This window comes from Niabella soli DSM 19437 (genome assembly GCF_000243115.2).
GTDB lineage: Bacteria > Bacteroidota > Bacteroidia > Chitinophagales > Chitinophagaceae > Niabella > Niabella soli.
Genome location: NZ_CP007035.1, coordinates 4,421,746 through 4,440,029 on the forward strand (window position 1 = coordinate 4,421,746; position 18,284 = coordinate 4,440,029).

Below are 18,284 nucleotides of genomic sequence, written 5' to 3' on the forward strand. Positions count from 1 at the left end.
GTCCGCCGAAGGTGGATGAGGAGAAATCTTATGCTCTTGGAATGACAGCGCCGTTCGCTTCGCTCCGGTTTGTCGGAGAGAAATTAACAATTCCTTTTTAATAATATTACGAGAAGAAATGAGAATATTGATAATCGGGATCATCCTTTTTTTTATTATCGCGCCGGTAAAGGCAACGGCAGTAAAAAACAAAGTAGCATTGGGAGTGGCCGCCAATGCGGCGCCCCGTGTGCAGTTTGGCGTGCAATATCTGCAGGAGGCGCTTAAAGCAACAGGCTACGAAGTCCATATTGTTGCGCCAGGAACAAAACCCGGAACCGGGCAGTTTATATTGATTCAAACGCCTGCGGATCGCGCACCTGTAAAAAAAGAAAGTTTTACGATCAATGCGGTAAAGCAATATATCACGATCAAAGGAGGCGATGCATCCGGTACCATGTACGGCTGTTTTGAGCTGGCGGATCGGATCAAACGTTCAGGGACTATTCCACAGGAGCTTACTTTCACAGATGCACCGGAAATGGTGCTGCGGGGACAGTGCATCGGCCTGCAAAAACCTTATTACCTGCCGGGGCGCAATGTGTATGAATATCCCTACACCCCGCAAACTTTCCCCTGGTTTTATAATAAAAAATTATGGATACAGGTGCTGGACTCCATGGCGCATAACCGGATGAATTCCCTGTATCTCTGGAACGGTCATCCTTTTGCCTCACTGGTGCGGCTCAGGGATTATCCTTACGCGGTGGAAGTAGACGACGCTACCTTTAAACTGAATGAAGAAATGTACCGTTTCCTTACAACGGAAGCGGATAAAAGAGGCATTTGGGTGATCCAGATGTTTTACAATATTATCGTTTCAAAACCCTTTGCAGAGAAGAATCATTTAAAAACACAGGAACGCGAACGACCGATCCTTCCCATTATTGCCGACTACACGCGAAAATCCATAGCGGCCTTTGTTGAAAAATACCCGCATGTGGGGTTGATGGTTTGCCTGGGAGAGGCGATGCAGGGCATCGGGAATGACGATATCGAGTGGTTTACGAAAACCATTATCCCCGGGGTAAAAGATGGATTAAAGGCCCTGGGTGAAAAAGACCCCTCAGTTGCGTCAGAAGAGCCGCCGATCGTATTGCGTGCGCATGATACCGATGCTCCTTCTGTTATGAAGGCAGCTTTACCGCTGTACAAAAATTTATATACCGAAGCCAAATTTAATGGTGAGGCATTGACAGATCCCCGTCCCAGAGGCCCATGGGCAGCGCTGCATCAAACGCTGAGCAAGCTGGGAAGCGTGCACATCGCAAACGTACATATCCTGGCGAACCTGGAACCCTTCCGGTATGGAGCGCCGGATTTTATACAGCAATGCGCTATCGGAATGAACGAAGTGTTGGGGGCGCATGGATTGCATTTGTATCCTGAAGCTTCCTACTGGGATTGGCCGTACACTGCCGACAGTATTAAAAACGGAAAACGATTATTACAGGTAGAGCGGGATTGGGTGTGGTACAAGGCCTGGAGCCGCTATGCATGGAAATCAAAACGGCCGGGCAATGAAGAGGCTGATTACTGGAGCCGGCTGATGGGCGGACAGTTTGGAGTAAGTGAAGAAAAAGGGAAAGCTATTCTGCGCTCCTATGAAGCAATGGGGCTGATTGCGCCCAAGTTGCTGCGCCGGTTTGGTATTACAGATGGCAATCGCCAGACATTGACACTGGGCATGCTGATGACGCAACTCATCAATCCATACCGCTACGGGCTGTTTACTTTATTGTACGAAGGCGAAAGCCCTGAAGGGGAGATGCTGACGGAGTATGCGGATAAAGAATGGAACCACCAGCCACATATCGGCGAAACTCCTGTGCAGATTGCAAAAGAAGTACGCAAACATGGTGATGATGCAGTGGCGGCGCTTCAGGGCCTGGATAAAACTATCCTGAAAAATAAAGATGAATTTGCCCGCATTCAAAATGATGCGGCCTGCTATCGGGCGCTGGCGTATCATTATGCGGCAAAAGCAGAAGCGGCTTTATTTGTATTGCGGTATAAATATTCCAATGACCTGAAAGATCTGGATAAAGCGGAACCATTATTAAAAGAAAGCCTGAACTGGTATGAGCAGTTGGTGCGTCTTACCAAAGGCAGCTATCTTTATGCAAACAGCATGCAAACGCAGCAGCGTAAGATCCCGATCAGGGGCGTGAACGGAACCTTCAAAACATGGGCGGAAGTACTCGTGCCCTTTAAACAGGAATATGCCCATTTTGAAAAAGCGCTGGATTCATTAAAGGCGTCCTCTAAGTTAGGGGCTGCTAACAGAACTGCATTAAAAAATGCGGCTGTACAATTACAGGGCGATTATGACCGGTTTAGGATCGACAGCCTGAGCGCTGTTTTTAAAGATACAGCGTTGGCCATTCGCTCCTATGCACCGGAGCTAAAAGGGTTGATGGGTGTCAAAATGGCCTTTAAGCAACAGGTAAAAGAGCCGGCCGCTATTTCTTTTACTAATGCTAAGCCGGTAAAAGTGCTGGTGGGCTTCTTTAAACAGCAGAAGGCCGCGTTTACAAAAGATACGGTTTATCTGAAAGCGCCGGAACTGGAAACCAATGCGCTGGCGAATGATTACGGCCAGGCAGATACAAGGATCGCCAATGCGTTGGTGATCCCGGGCATGCCGCCGGTAGATATTCACGTATATGAATTTAAAGCCGGTACTAATACATTAAAACTGGAACGCGGTGTCGCATTGATTTTGGGGTTTGTTGACGGCGATAACCTTGTTCCTGTTTACGATGCCGGATTATTTGAGAGCGGCAATAAAAAGCAGGTGGACTGGTTATTTGAATAAGCTTCAGCAACGCGTCATTTCGATGAATCCGTCGAAGGCGGACGAAGAGAACCTTTTCACCGCAGGTAAATCTCGTTGTTCGGGGATGAGATCCCTCACTGCGTTGCCAATGACAGATTACATTATGTATTGAAAACCAATTACACTTTTCGTCGTGCCGAGCGCAATGCAATGGAGCCGAGGCATCCCTGTGATGCCAAACTGCCCTGTAATTGAGAGACCCTTCCGCTCCGTCCCGAAAGCTTTCGGGACTGCGGTCAGGGTGACGAAAGAATATTATGTCATCGCCTTATTGTTTTTGCCCGCCTGAATGATCGCAGATCGAACAGGCAGCGCAAATAAATAACTCGGGATGACGTGGATAAAAATGAATAGAAGCAAAAAGGATGCATAAGATTTTTTTAATAGCGGTTGTTGGTTGTTTTGCCATAAGCGCAGGTGCGCAGTCTTATTTTGATGTTACAAAATATGGCGCAAAGAAGAATAGCAGTATCAAAGCAACAAAGGCAATCGAAAAAACAATAACGGCTGCTGCGGCGGCAGGTGGCGGAACCGTTTATTTCCCGGCAGGGAAGTACCTTACAGGCCCAATCCATTTAAAGAGCAATATCACGATCCTGATTGATGCAGGGGCAGAACTGCATTTCAGTGATGATTTTGATGATTACCTGCCGATGGTGGAGAGCCGTTATGAAGGAGTGGATGTAACCAGCTTCTCGCCTTTGTTCTATGCCAATGGTGTGGAAAATATCGCCATCACCGGAAGAGGGGTTATTGACGGGCATGGAAAAAAATGGTGGGATTTTGTAGAAGGTTATAAAGAAGGGCAGCCCCGCACTAAATGGCAGTTGGAATTTGACCGGCGGAATAAAAACATTTTATTGCCCGATGACCCGCGTCAAATGAAGCGGGGCTTTTTACGGCCGCCATTTATCCAGTTTCTGCACTCCAAAAATATCCTGATCGAAGGTATAATGATCCGCAATTCGCCCTTCTGGACGATCAACCCGGGGTTTTGTGAAAATGTAACGGTTCATGCGGTAACCATCAATAATCCGGGCAGCAATGCGCCCAACACGGACGGCATCAATCCTGAAAGTTGTAGCAATGTGCATATCAGTGATTGTCATATCAGCGTGGGCGATGACTGCATCACCATTAAATCGGGAAAGGACATTCCCGGGCGCTCCAAAAACCGCCCGGCGGAGAATTATACGATCACCAATTGTACCATGTTGCGCGGGCACGGTGGGGTAGTGATCGGTAGTGAAATGAGCGGAGGGGTAAAAAAGATTGCCATCAGTAATTGTATTTTTGATGGCACAGACCGGGGGATCCGCATCAAAACTGCACGGGGCCGGGGTGGCGTGGTAGAGGATATCCGTGTCAGCAATATTGTGATGAAGAATATTGCTGAGCAGGCGATTGTTTTGGATATGGAATATGCCAAAGGTGCGGAAGAACCCGTTTCCGAAAGGACGCCCACATTCCGGAATATCCGCCTGAGCAATATTACGGCTTACACGAACCAGGCCTTATTGATAAATGGGATTAGGGAAATGCCCGTGTCGGGCATCAGTCTGAATGACGTGGTATTCGAAGCCCGTCAGGGTATCGTGTTAAAGAATGCTGCTGATATATCATTGAATAACGTAAAAATTAGAATCCCTGCAGGAACAGCGCTGAAAGCGGATCAGGTGGAACGCCTGGATGTCAATAACTTTGAAGCAACAGTGCCTGCTGGCGATGCATTTGTCCTTCAACTGAACGATGTAAAAGGAGCTCGTATACGAAACTGCTGGCTCCCTAACGATAGCGCGAAATTCGCAGCCGTTACTGGTGCTCAAACGCGGCAAATCATTTTTAAAAACAACGATGGTAAAAACGGACAGGTGTTCATGGGCAAGGAGGTGAACGGTGCTGAGGTTGTAAAAGATTAAATTGAAATTGGGTTGAATGAATATCTTTATTTTTGACCGGTTTCATAGGGTAGTGTGACTAAAAAGATGAACGAGAATTTGGCTCCGTGGGAGCATTGTGTTTGTAGAATGATCGTCGTTTTAGAGAACGGCTCCATAGGAGCCGTGATTTTCGGTACCCAACATGCTATAAACGCGGTGCTCCTGACGAAGCAACAGGTTGGTAACAAAATAAAAATTTACGAATGAAGAATAGCAAAACGATTTTGTTTCTGGTTGCCGTTTTTGTGGCGGTGCAGTTGCCCGCGCAGGACCTGAAGCTTTGGTACCAGCACCCTGCCAAAGAATGGGTGGAGGCCTTACCCATTGGTAACGGGCGGTTAGGAGCAATGGTCTTTGGAGGTGTGCAAACAGACCGGGTGCAGTTCAATGAAGAAACCCTGTGGTCTGGCTACCCAAGAGATTATAATAAAAAAGGAGCCTACAGGTACCTTGATTCTATAAGAGGGTTGCTTTTTGCCGGTAAACAAAAAGAAGCGGAGGACCTGGCGGGGCGTGAATTTATGGGCCTGAAATCGGCCGACGGCGACCGGCAGGCGTGGATCAAAAAACAAAAAGAAGTACTGGATCAACGATCGAATCCCTCACAGACGCAATACAATGATCTGTCCTGGAAGCGTATACACCAACCCAATTATGACGGATGGGAAAAGGAAGGACTTGGAGAACTGGATGGTGCCGTATGGTTGCGAAAAACCTTTGACCTGCCTGAAGGCTGGAAAGGAAAGGACCTGGTGCTGGATATCAATAAAATTACGGATCTCGATTATACCTATGTAAACGGAGTGCTGATCGGCAGTCAGGATAATGATGCGGCACGCAACTATAAAATCCCAGCATCAGCCTTAAAAGCAGGAAGGAACTGTATTGCGATACTGGTGCTCAACTTTGCAAACAAAGGCGGGATACTGGGGTATAAGGATGCCGGCAAACAAATTGGGATCTATCCCGTTAAGGGAAATGAAAAAGATAAATTGTCTTTAAACGGGCAATGGAAGTATTTGATTCAAACAGACCAGGTGCCCGCCGTAGGAGAGTTTCAGGCAAGGTACCAGCCTTTTGGGGATGTGGTTTTTCATGTTAATGCAGACGAAACAAAAGTTAAAGATTACCGCCGGGTACTGGACCTGGAAACAGCGGTGCTCACTACTGCCTACAATTACAATGGCGTTGATTTTAAACGAACCTATATCGCCAGTCAGCCCCAACAGGTGCTGGCCGTGAACTTTACGGCAAGTCGCCCGGGCTCGGTGAGCTTTGAAACCGAATTGACCAGCCCGCACCAACATTTTATTGTGGAGGCTGTTGACCAGCAAACATTGGTGCTGAAGATACAGGTAAAAGACGGCGCGCTGCGGGGCGAAAGCTATGTGCAGGTTCGGGTTACCAAAGGATCTGTCGCGGTAAAGGATAATAAACTAATTGTTAGTAAAGCCGATGAGGCCACTGTCTTTATCGCGGCAGCTACCAATTTCAAAAATTTTAAAGATGTGTCCGCGGACCCATCGGCGCGCTGTAGAGCAGCAATAAAGGGCATACAACAGCAATCGTTCGCGTCGGTGTTGAAAGCACATGTGAAGGAATACCAGCAGTATTTCAATACACTGTCCGTAAATTTTTATGGTCAGAAAAATCAGCCTTCGGCCAATGAATCCTTACCCACAGATCTGCGGCTGGAAAAATTTGCCCGTTCCGGCGACCCGGAATTCGTGGCCCTGTACATGCAGTACGGTCGCTATCTTTTAATAAGCAGTTCCCGCCCGGGCACCTATCCTGCTAACCTTCAGGGAATTTGGAACGAATTATTATCACCCCCCTGGGGTAGTAAGTACACGACAAACATTAATGCCGAGATGAACTACTGGCCGGCGGAGCTGCTGGGCTTATCGCCCTTGCATGATGCGTTATTCAAAATGGTGGAAGAGCTGGCAGTATCAGGAAAAGAAACAGCGAAAGAATATTATAACGCGCCGGGATGGGTATTGCATCACAATACAGATCTGTGGCGGGGTACGGCCGCCATTAATGCTTCCAATCATGGTATTTGGGTAACGGGCGGCGCCTGGCTTTGTTCGCATCTATGGGAGCGCTACCTGTTTACAAAGGACGAGCGGTTTTTAAAAGATACGGCATACCCGATCATGCGGGAGGCGGCTTTGTTCTTCAATCATTTTTTAATAAAAGATCCCGTAACGGGCTACCTGATCAGCACCCCCTCCAATTCGCCCGAACACGGAGGGTTGGTTGCCGGCCCTACCATGGATCATCAGATCATCCGGGCATTATTTAAAAGCACCATCGAAGCCTCTCAGATTTTGAAAACAGATGCGGCATTACGGAAGGAGCTGGAAGAAAAATATCCGCGGATCGCTCCCAATAAAATAGGTCGCTTCGGACAGTTGCAGGAATGGATGCAGGATGTAGACGATACCACCGATAAACACCGTCATGTATCACACCTCTGGGGTGTTTACCCGGGCAATGAGATCAATTGGGAAACGGCTCCGGAACTGATGAAGGCCGCCCGGCAATCGCTTATCTATCGGGGGGATGCGGCTACGGGATGGAGCCTGGGCTGGAAGATCAATTTATGGGCACGGTTTAAAGACGGGAATCATACTTATAAACTGATACAAATGCTACTGACGCCTGCCGGGAGAAGCGCAGGAAGTTACCCGAATTTATTTGACGCCCATCCCCCGTTTCAGATCGATGGCAATTTTGGCGGCGCTGCGGGTATTGGTGAAATGCTGTTGCAATCCCATACTGCATTTGTTGATATTTTACCGGCCTTGCCGGATGCGTTGCCCAATGGCCGCATCAATGGGATCCATGCCCGCGGCGGACTGATACTGGACATCGCATGGGAACAAAAACATTTGACCCAACTGAATATAAAAGCAATCGCGGACGGATCGGCTCAACTGCGATACATGGGTAAGGTACTTCCGTTTAATTTTAAAAAAGGAAGACAATACAGTGTGAGCGCGGATTTTAAACGGGTCGTCGAAAATGAGAAACGATAAATACGACGTTGAATGCTGGCTTTGGAGTTCTCACAGATTCCTCAGATGTACACAGATTTTAAAAGCCATCTGTGCAAATCCGTGTAATCTGTGAGCCATTGACTTAGTATTTGTCGCTCACATACAAGACCAGAGAGCACAGTGCCCCACCTTTGTAATCCTCTGAGTCTTCTCTGTGGTTAAAAATTAAAATTCCCGCTTTTCCGTCTTCCCGGCTGATAATTAGTGGACGCTATCGCTATAATAAAAAACTACATCAGGATAGTGGTTTTTTGCAGCCTGCCCTAAAAAAAATAGACAAACTTTAAGGTTTTACAATTAAAGAATGTATGAAGGCGGTTGCAATGCTTTATAAGATCCGGTGGAGCGCTATTTTGATAGCGTTTCAGTTTCTTTTAAGCAATACAGCGGTCGCACAGCCCCGCGACACGATTTCGTTAAATGAAGGCTGGGTCAGTATTAAAGCGGCCACAGGATCACAAAAATATACAGGATTTGAAAAGCCCGGTTATTCCACAACCGGCTGGAAAAAGATAACCGTCCCGCATAACTGGGATGATTACTATGGATACCGGCGGTTGCTGCACGGAAATTTGCATGGCAATGCCTGGTATAAGAAAAAGTTTACGCTTAAGAAACAAAGCGGAAAAAGATATTTCCTTTTTTTTGAAGGAGTGGGTTCCTATGCCACCGTTTGGGTAAATGGTATAAAAATAGGGACGCATGCGGGGGGACGCACCACCTTTACACTGGATATAACGGATGCCGTGAAACAGAATGGCGTTAATGATCTTGCCGTACTGGCAAAACACCCGGCGGGCATTACCGATCTGCCCTGGGTTTGTGGTGGCTGCAGTGAGGAACGCGGTTTTTCGGAAGGATCGCAGCCAATGGGTATTTTTCGCCCTGTACATTTAATTGTTACCAACCCCGTTTATATCGCGCCTTTTGGCGTGCACGCCTGGGCGGATATAAAAAAAGAGCAGACTAAATTATTTGTTGACCTCACGATTAAGAATACAGGCAACCCGTCTGTTGCTGCACAATTAATTACACTGGTAAAGAACCGGCAACAGCAGGTGGTTGCGGCCGATAGTCAGCAGGTGCAGTTAAAAATGGATAATATAACCCGGCAGGTGTTGTTGGTAAAGCAACCGGAATTATGGTCGCCGGCGCATCCGTATCTGTACACAATTGAAACGATAATAAAAACAGGTGGTGTGGAAGCTGATAAAGTAAGAACTGATTTTGGATTCAGGACCATTCAATGGAAAACTTCCACCCACCAGTTTTTATTAAACGGGCAACCCGTATTTATAAATGGTATTGCGGGGTATGAGCACCAATTGGGACAGAGCCATGCTTTTGCTGATGAAGAAATTGATGCAAGGGTGAAATGGCTGCAGGCTGCGGGTTTTAATGCTTTTCGCGACGCGCATCAACCGCACAACTTAAGATACGGCAGTTTGTTTGACCAGAAAGGGATCCTGTGGTGGCCACAGTTGTCCGCACATATCTGGTACGATACGCCTGCCTTTCGGGATCAGTTTAAGGCGTCTTTAAAAGAATGGATAGTGGAGCGCAGGAATGATCCGGCGGTGATATTATGGGGGCTGCAGAATGAAAGCAAACTGCCGGAGGATTTTGCAAAGGAATGCACCGAGCTGGTCCGGAGCTTGGACCCTACGGCATCTGTAGAGCGGCTGGTAACCACCTGTAATGGCGGAAAAGGAACGGATTGGGACGTGCCGCAGAACTGGACCGGAACCTACGGCGGGGATCCGGATACATATGCACAGGATCTGAAGAAACAAGTGCTGGTTGGTGAATACGGTGCCTGGCGGACCATTGATCTGCACTCGGATAACAGCAAGCGGCAACCGGCTTCTTATCCGGAAGAACAAATGGTGGCCCTGATGGAAAAAAAACTGCGCTTAGGTGAACAGGCAAAGGATAGTAGTGCCGGCCATTTTTTCTGGTTGTTGAATTCGCATGATAACCCGGGACGGGTGCAGGGCGGAGAAGGATTCAGGGGAATAGATCGTATCGGGCCGGTAAATTATAAAGGGATGTTGACGCCCTGGGAAGAACCGACGGATGTGTATTATATGTACCGCTCTAATTATGCGCCCAAAAAAACAGACCCGATGGTGTATATCGCTTCGCATACCTGGCCCAACCGGTGGATAACACCGGGGACCAAAGATTCGATAGTGGTGTACTCGAATTGCGATGAAGTGGAGCTGTTTAATGATATGGAAGGGTCTTCATTGGGCAAACAAAAAAATAAGAGACGGGGCTATCATTTTCAATGGGATCAGGTTCCGGTCCGTTACAATATTTTATACGCCGTAGGTTATGTAAACGGAAGAGCCGTGGCACGCGATACCATTGTATTATATCATTTGCCAAAAGCGCCTCACTTTGATCAATTGTACAAAGGCGCACAGAATATAACAGCATCCCAAAAAGGCTATCAATATGTTTACCGGGTTAATTGCGGCGGCCCCGATTACATAGACGAAAATAAAAACACCTGGCAGGCCGACCGTTCGTTACCTTCTGAAAACGAACGTCAAACTTTAAACATCAAACCTCAAACAAATTTCTGGGGTTCCGTTTCCTGGGCGGATCGCTTTCCGGGTATGCCGGCGGTATTCGCCAGCCAGCGACGCAGTTTTTCTCCGGTAAAGGGAACCCGCGACTGGTCGCTGTTTCAGCAGTTCCGGTATGGTAAAGCGGATTTGAATTATACCTTTCCGCTGCCCGACGGGAATTATATCGTAGAACTCTATTTTACAGAACCCTGGCTGGGTATAGGCGGTGGTATAGATGCAACCGGAATGCGACTGTTTGATGTGGCATTTAATAATGAAGTGGTGCTGAAGGATCTTGATATCTGGAAAGAGGTAGGGACCAATACAGCCTTAAAAAAAATAGTTCCGGTAACAGTGACTGGGGGAAGACTGGTGATTTCCTTTCCGCATTCCAAAGCGGGGCAGGCGCTCATTTCCGCTATAGCAATTGCCACCCGGGCAAACAACATGCGATCCGCAGCTACTTTTGAAAATATAACCAATCTTAAAGGCGATGGAATCATGCAGCGTACATGGCTCGACATAGGAGACGCACCTTTTGCAAATGAAAAAATTCAGATCCATCAACTACCACCGGAGCTTTTTGCAGCAGACTGGATCCAAACGAACAGGAAGCAAACAAAAGAACTGTCGTTTAAGGTTCGTCTGCCATCAGACATTTATAAGGCTGTATTTCCGGAGCTGTCAGCCAGAGCTTCGGCCGACGGGTTTAACAACACAGGTGAATGGATAATAACGGATGAAGAAGGAGGAAAAAAATATGCAGTATATAAGAAACGGATGGCTGCCGGCGAACAAATTTCAATAAAAGGGTCAACCGGTTTTTTAACGGCAATAACACCTGCCTCAACCATGCAGCCCGCGTTCGATCTGAAGCCGGTTACCTCATATAAAACGGATGGGGCTGTTACAGGGCCAGGCATCACAAAAGCCGAGTTTTCAGGTGCACCCAGGCTGGCTGTTCAAACCAATGACAGTACTTCTGTAAAATGGTCCATCAAAACAGGTGTAGCCGATATTTATAATATAACACTGAAATATTATTGGCCAAACCCCGGGGCGGGTACTGCGCTGCTAACGCTCTTTGATGCAGGAGGCAACAGGATGGTGGAGCAGGAAATCTCCCTTAAATTTACGCAGCCGGGCAAATGGATGCTGGCAACTGTTAACACCGGCACTATGATCAATGCGGGGCATTATAGGGTGCGTGTAGCCTTAAAGAATGCAAAGGGGTTGGTGGTGTCTAATATTGAGGTCCAATAAAATGCTATTATAAATGAAACGATTGTTGTTGGGAACTTGCTTCTTATTATTAATTATGGCAGTGCAGGCGCAATTGCAGCCGGTGCGGTTGCGTTGTGAGTTCAGAGTGGATCCCCTTGGCGTAGACGTGCAGCGCCCCGGCTTAAGCTGGGAGCTGAAAAGCGGCAAAAAAAATGTAGGTCAGTCGGCTTACCGCATACTGGTGGCAGATGCGCCGGGTTTACTTTCAAAAGAACAGGGGAATATCTGGGATTCAAGAAAAATAAATGCGGAGGCTTCTGTCCAGGTTCCATATAATGGTAAACCGTTGCAACCAGGCAAAAAATATTACTGGAAAGTAATGGTCTGGAATGAAAAGAACACGGCGTCTCCCTTTAGCAGTGTTGCCTCCTGGCAGATGGGATTATTAACAGATGCCGATTGGTCCGGCGCCCGGTGGATCGCTTATGAGGAGTTGCCGGATTCAAGCGTCATTCTTCCGTTTGCCCATGGTAATGGTAAAAAGGCCTGGGGGCAGCGTAAGGATGTGTTGCCTTTGTTTCGCAAATCATTCGGCATAAAAAAAGCAGTGACAAGCGCTACCGTTTTTATCAGCGGCCTGGGGCAATTTGAAATGAGCATCAATGGAAAAAAAGCCGGGGATCATTTCCTGGATCCCGGGTGGACGCAGTTTTCCAAAAAGGCACAATATGTAACGTTTGATGTTACCAAACAGCTCCGGCGGGGAGAAAATGTTATTGGGGTATCATTGGGCAATGGCTTTTATTATATTCCCGGTGAGCGCTACCGGAAACTAACCGGTGCTTATGGCTATCCCAAGATGATCGCAAAAATCCGGGTGCAATATAAAGATGGATCTGAACAGACGATCGTTTCCGATAATAGCTGGAGCACCGCGCCGTCTCCCGTTTTCTTTTCCAGTATTTATGGTGGCGAAGATTACGACGCCAGCAAAGAAAAATCGGGCTGGGACCAAAAAGGATACAACGATGCCGGTTGGAAAAGAGCCGTGGTTACTACAGGCCCGCCAAAGCTTGTTGCGCAGTCTGCCGCACCGGTTAAGGTGATGCAGGTGTTCAACCCCGTTAGTAAAAAGGAATTGTCAAAAGGAGTATGGGTATATGACCTGGGACAAAATTTTTCCGGGATACCCTCAATAAAAGTTTCCGGGAAAAAAGGAGATACCGTCCGGTTACGACCGGCGGAACTCATCAATGCCGATGGCAGCGCCAATCAGAAAGCCACAGGAGCGCCTCATTATTATACCTACGTTTTGAAGGGGACAGGCATAGAAGAATGGCAGCCACGTTTCACGTATTATGGGTTTCGTTATGTACAGGTAGAAGGCGCCACGCCCCATGCCGGCAATACAGGGCTTCCCGTTATAAAAAAATTAAAAGGCCTGCATATCCGCAACAGTGCTGATGAGATTGGATCCTTCAGTTGTTCAAATGCATTGTTTAACAAGACGAATGATCTGATCCGCTGGGCCATTCGCAGTAATATGGTAAGTGTTTTTACCGATTGCCCCCACCGGGAAAAGCTGGGCTGGCTGGAGGAAACCCACCTGATGGGCGCCTCTGTACAGTATAATTATGATATCGCCGCATTGATCAAAAAAGTAGTACATGATATGATCGACGCGCAAACCCCTGAGGGATTGATACCGGATATAGCCCCCGAATATGTACATTTTGACGGTGGCTTTCGTGATTCGCCCGAATGGGGAAGCGCCGGGGTGATCTTTCCCTGGTACGCGTTTCAATGGTATGGCGATACGGCTATTTTGCGGGATGCGTACCCGATGATGAAGAAATATGTGCACTATCTTAAAGGGAAAGCAAAGGGTCATATTTTATATTTTGGTTTGGGCGATTGGTTTGACCTCGGCCCTAACCGGCCGGGTGTTTCGCAATTAACACCGGAGGGCGTTACCTCAACGGCTACCTATTATTACGATCTGACCATCCTCTCCAAAATAGCGCGTGTATTAGGGTATAAGAGTGAGGTTCCTTTTTTTGAAGATTGGGCACAAACAGTAAAAATGGCCTTCAATAAAAAGTTCTTTAACACAATCACAAAGCAATATGCAACGGGCAGCCAGGCGGCGAACGCCATGGCCTTGTATATGGGGCTTGTGGAGCCCCGGGATCGCAATGCTGTTGTGCAGAACCTGGTTAAGGATATCCGGGCGCACAACAATGCGCTTACAGGCGGTGATGTGGGGTATCGGTATGTGTTAAGGGCCCTGGAAGATGCGGGCTATAGTGATGTGATCTATGATATGAATAACCGGAGTGATGTGCCGGGGTATGGATACCAATTAGCCCATGGGGCAACAGCGCTTACCGAATCCTGGGCTGCCCTGCCTTCTGTTTCCAATAATCATTTTATGTTAGGGCATTTAATGGAATGGTTCTATTCCGGCCTGTGCGGAATCAGGCAGGCGGAAGGATCCGTTGGGTTCAAAGCAATAGAAATAAGACCGCACCCGGTGGGTAGCATCACCCATGCGCGCGCGCAGTATCATTCGGTATATGGTCTGATTGAAGCCGGATGGAAAAAAGAAGGCAGACAGTTTACGGTTACGGTATCCATTCCTCCGAATACGACGGCTACAGTTTATTTTCCGCCCGGCTATGATCAGCAGCAAAGAAAAATTGGTTCCGGAACATACAGCTTTACAGTAAAATTAAAATAATGCGAAAGATAAGCCTGGGGCTGATAGGAATATTTTTATTCAATATAACAATTGCGCAGCGCAAAGTGCCGCAAGTGGAAATGCAGAAAATTTATGAGGAAATAAAAACGCCTTATAAATACGGGCTGGTGGTATTGCCCCCGGATACTACGCAGAAAGTGGATTGCCCAACGGTATATAAACAGGGTAATACCTGGTATATGACCTACGTGGTTTTTAATGGACACGGTTATGAAACCTGGCTGTCGGCCAGCAAGGACCTGTTGCATTGGAAAACATTGGGTAAACAATTAGTGTTTACCCAAACCGGTTGGGACGCCAACCAGGAAGCGGGGTACAATGCATTAGTGGATACCCGCTGGGGCGGCGATTATAACCTGGGGAAATTTGATGGAAAGTACTGGATGTCCTATATCGGTGGGGCTACTGCAGGATATGAGCCGGAACCCTTATCGATCGGAATGGCTTATACGACCCGGCCCCCCGTACAGGCATTGCCCTGGCAAAGGCTGCCGGCGCCGGTATTGAGTACACAGGACGCTGATGTAAGATGGTGGGAAAACCGGCATAAACTTTTTAAGAGTTATGTAATAGAAGATAAGGCCCACCATACGGGGCACCGGTTTATTATGTATTACAATGCAGTCGGCGATTCATTAAAGGATAATAAGAAAACGCGATGGTATGAACGCATCGGCATGGCTGTATCTAATGACATGGTGCATTGGAAGCGCTATCTGAAAGATCCGGTAGTGCACCATCCCGCAGGGATCACCGGTGATCCCATGCTTCAGCGCATCGGCCATCTTTGGGTAATGTTTTACTTTGGGGCCTTCTGGACAGACCGGCCGGGCGCTTTTAATCGCTTTGCCTGTTCGTATGATCTGATTCACTGGACCGACTGGACAGGGGATAACCTCATACAATCATCAGAAGACTATGATCAAAAGTATGCGCACAAATCGTTTGTATTAAAACATAACGGGGTGGTGTATCATTTTTATTGCGCGGTGGATGCCAGAGATCACCGGGGTATTGCCGTAGCTACATCGGTGGATAAGGGAAGAAGTAAAATCGGGTTTATCAACGGCCTGTGAGGTTTCAAAAGCTTCCCAGGTATTCACAATCAGCATTATGAAATATATAGTACAGTTAGGTATTTGTTTGTTAGGGATAATAGGTGTTGTAGCCGCGCAGCAATCGCCCCGCAAGGTGATTGATTTTAATAAGGGCTGGCGCTTTCAGATGGGCGACGAGGCCGGATGGAAAAAGGAGTCGTTTAAAGATGAAACCTGGCGTTTGCTGGACCTGCCGCATGATTGGAGCATTGAAGGGCGTTTTGCTGCAACGAACCCTGCAGGCAATGCGGGCGGTGCGTTGCCGGGAGGCATTGGCTGGTATCGTAAAACATTTACAACAAATGCAGCGCCCGGAAGTCGGGTCAGCATTGAATTTGACGGGGTATATCGCGATGCGGAAGTATGGATCAACGGGCAATACCTGGGTAAATGGCCTTATGGCTATACCTCTTTTAGTTATGACCTGACGCCCTTTGTAAAATACGGTGCTCAAAAGAATATAATTGCCGTGAGGGTAGACAATAGTCAGCAGCCTAACTCAAGATGGTATTCGGGTTCGGGTATTTACCGGGATACAAGGCTGGTTATTACAAAAAAGGCCGCATTTGAAAAATGGGGCACTTTTATTACTACCCCGCAGGTGCATGAGCAGAATGCGTTATTCAGCGCAACAACAACGTTGTTAAATATCAGGAAAGGGGATAGATCAGTTGACCTGCGTTGTGAGATCTATGACCCATCGGGTAATAAGATCGCAACGGCGCTTCCAACGGGAAGCTGGAAGAATGACAGTGTATGCACCCTGCAAACGGAAATAAAACAGCCCCAACTCTGGTCCGTAAAAAGTCCGCAGTTATATAAAGCGGTATTTAAAATGAGTATAGCGGGCAAACTGATGGACCAATGGCAAACCACCTTCGGTATCCGGTATTTTAATTTTGATGCAAAAAAAGGTTTTGCCTTAAATGGTGAGCCGATGAAGATCCTGGGCGTTTGTATGCACCACGACCTGGGAGCCCTGGGGGCAGCTTTTAATAAGTCGGCAGCCAAACGCCAGTTGCGCATTCTGAAGGAGATGGGCGCCAACGCGATCCGTACGGCGCACAATCCACCGGACCCGCAATTCCTGGATCTGTGCGATGAAATGGGCTTTTTGGTGATGGACGAATCCTTTGATATGTGGGCTAAAAAGAAAAACAAGTATGATTATTTCAGCGATTTTCCGGCCTGGCACCGCAAGGATCTCGAACATATGGTAAAACGGGACCGGAATCATCCCAGTGTTTTTATGTGGAGCATAGGTAATGAAATAAGGGAACAGTTTGATTCCACCGGTATCACCCTGGCGAAGGAACTGGTGGGTATCGTTAAAGAGCTGGATCCTACCCGGCCGGTTACCTGTGCGCTAAGCGAAAATGATCCGGCGAAGAATTTTATTTATCAATCCAAAGCATTAGACGTTATTGGGCTGAATTATCATATTGATTCCTATGCAGCATTTCCTGTAAACTATCCCGGTGAAAAATTTATTGCCGCAGAAACGGTTTCCGGTCTGGCCACCCGCGGGCATTACGACGGTCCTGCGGATTCTTTGCGCAAATGGCCGTCATCTTCCAAATTTAAATATGTTGAAAACGGTAACCCGGATTTTACGGTTTCTGCTTACGATAATGTAGCAGCTTACTGGGGCGCCACGCATGAACAAACCTGGCGCATTATAAAAAAGTATGATTACCTGTCTGGTGAGTTTGTGTGGTCTGGTTTTGATTTCCTTGGTGAACCCGTACCGTACCCTTACCCGGCAAGAAGTTCCTATTACGGGATCGTTGACCTGGCTGGTTTTCCAAAGGATGTATATTACATGTACCAAAGTGAATGGACGCAAAAACCGGTGCTGCACTTGCTGCCGCACTGGAACTGGAACAAAGGGCAGACGGTGGATGTAATGGCCTATTATAACAACGCAGATGAGGTGGAACTTTTTTTAAATGGAAAAACATTGGGCCGTAAAAGAAAGGCGGACACTTCCTTTCACGTAACCTGGCACGTACCCTATACACCGGGAACGTTAAAAGTGGTGTCCTATAAAAACGGGAATACGGTACAGGAACGAACGGTGAAAACAGCCGGAACACCGGCCCGGATAGAGCTGACGGTTGAAAATAAAAATATTCGTCTGGCGGATAATGAATTGTCTTTTGTTTCCATCCGCATAGTGGATAAAGAGGGCAATTTAGTACCAATGGCGGATAACCTGGTTAAGGTTACTACCACGGCAAATGCAAGGGTGGTGGCGATGGATAACGGCTACCCCGCAGATCTGGAACCTTTTCAAACCAACCGGCATAAGGTGTATAACGGGCTGGGGCTGGCAATGATAAAAGGGCTGAACAAAGGGACTGCGACGATTCGTGTTACGGCGGATGGGTTAAAAGCTACATCAAGCTCAATTATTGTAGAATAATTGCCTGATTATTGCTACGATGATACATTAAGGCATCGTCATTTCGATGCGCCCGACGCAGGAGGGTGAAGAGAAATCTCAATATTAAAGAACGGGATTCCTCTGTTCACTCCTCCCGGTTTTCGTTCTGTTGTGTGGACACATGCCCTGAGTTTGTACTCAAATTGATCTTTCTGTAGTAATTACTGAAGTACCCGAAGGGTGCAATGTGCATAACCTTCAGCGTTAGCTGGGGGGCAACAAATAGGCAGCGAGCGGCCCCCGGATGGGGTCGAATCCGCTACTACATCTGCCGCCCCTGGCCGCGCCAGGGGCTAT

General features: G+C 47.5%; 7 protein-coding genes. All 7 read left to right on the forward strand.

Translation table 11 applies throughout. The annotated features are described in order from the left end of the window. Positions 1-118: 118 nt before the first annotated feature. The 7 genes from NIASO_RS18550 to NIASO_RS18580 all read left to right on the forward strand — a co-directional run bounded on the left by NIASO_RS18550 (position 119) and on the right by NIASO_RS18580 (position 17,966). Positions 119-2,857, forward strand: coding sequence for an alpha-d-galacturonidase (locus NIASO_RS18550; protein ID WP_008588547.1), 2,739 nt, complete (start codon positions 119-121; stop codon positions 2,855-2,857). A 386-nt stretch (positions 2,858-3,243) separates the two neighbouring features. Next, positions 3,244-4,797 carry a glycoside hydrolase family 28 protein gene (locus NIASO_RS18555; RefSeq protein ID WP_008588548.1) on the forward strand — a complete coding sequence of 518 codons (1,554 nt, stop codon included), beginning with the start codon at positions 3,244-3,246 and terminating at the stop codon, positions 4,795-4,797. Between the two features lie 224 nt (positions 4,798-5,021). Further along, positions 5,022-7,862: a glycoside hydrolase family 95 protein gene (locus NIASO_RS18560; RefSeq protein ID WP_008588549.1), complete on the forward strand. Its 2,841-nt coding sequence runs from the start codon at positions 5,022-5,024 to the stop codon at positions 7,860-7,862. Between the two features lie 329 nt (positions 7,863-8,191). Continuing rightward, positions 8,192-11,722, forward strand: coding sequence for a malectin domain-containing carbohydrate-binding protein (locus NIASO_RS18565; RefSeq protein ID WP_008588550.1), 3,531 nt, complete (start codon positions 8,192-8,194; stop codon positions 11,720-11,722). A gap of 13 nt (positions 11,723-11,735) precedes the next feature. Then, positions 11,736-14,423, forward strand: a complete 2,688-nt coding sequence (locus tag NIASO_RS18570; protein WP_008588551.1) for an alpha-L-rhamnosidase — start codon at positions 11,736-11,738, stop codon at positions 14,421-14,423. Further along, positions 14,423-15,520 (forward strand): glycoside hydrolase family protein, encoded by a 1,098-nt coding sequence (locus tag NIASO_RS18575; protein ID WP_008588552.1) that lies wholly within the window; start codon positions 14,423-14,425, stop codon positions 15,518-15,520. Before NIASO_RS18570 ends, NIASO_RS18575 begins: the two co-directional genes overlap by 1 nt. 37 nt (positions 15,521-15,557) lie before the next feature. Continuing rightward, positions 15,558-17,966, forward strand: coding sequence for a glycoside hydrolase family 2 TIM barrel-domain containing protein (locus tag NIASO_RS18580; protein WP_008588553.1), 2,409 nt, complete (start codon positions 15,558-15,560; stop codon positions 17,964-17,966). The last annotated feature ends 318 nt before the right edge of the window (positions 17,967-18,284 follow it).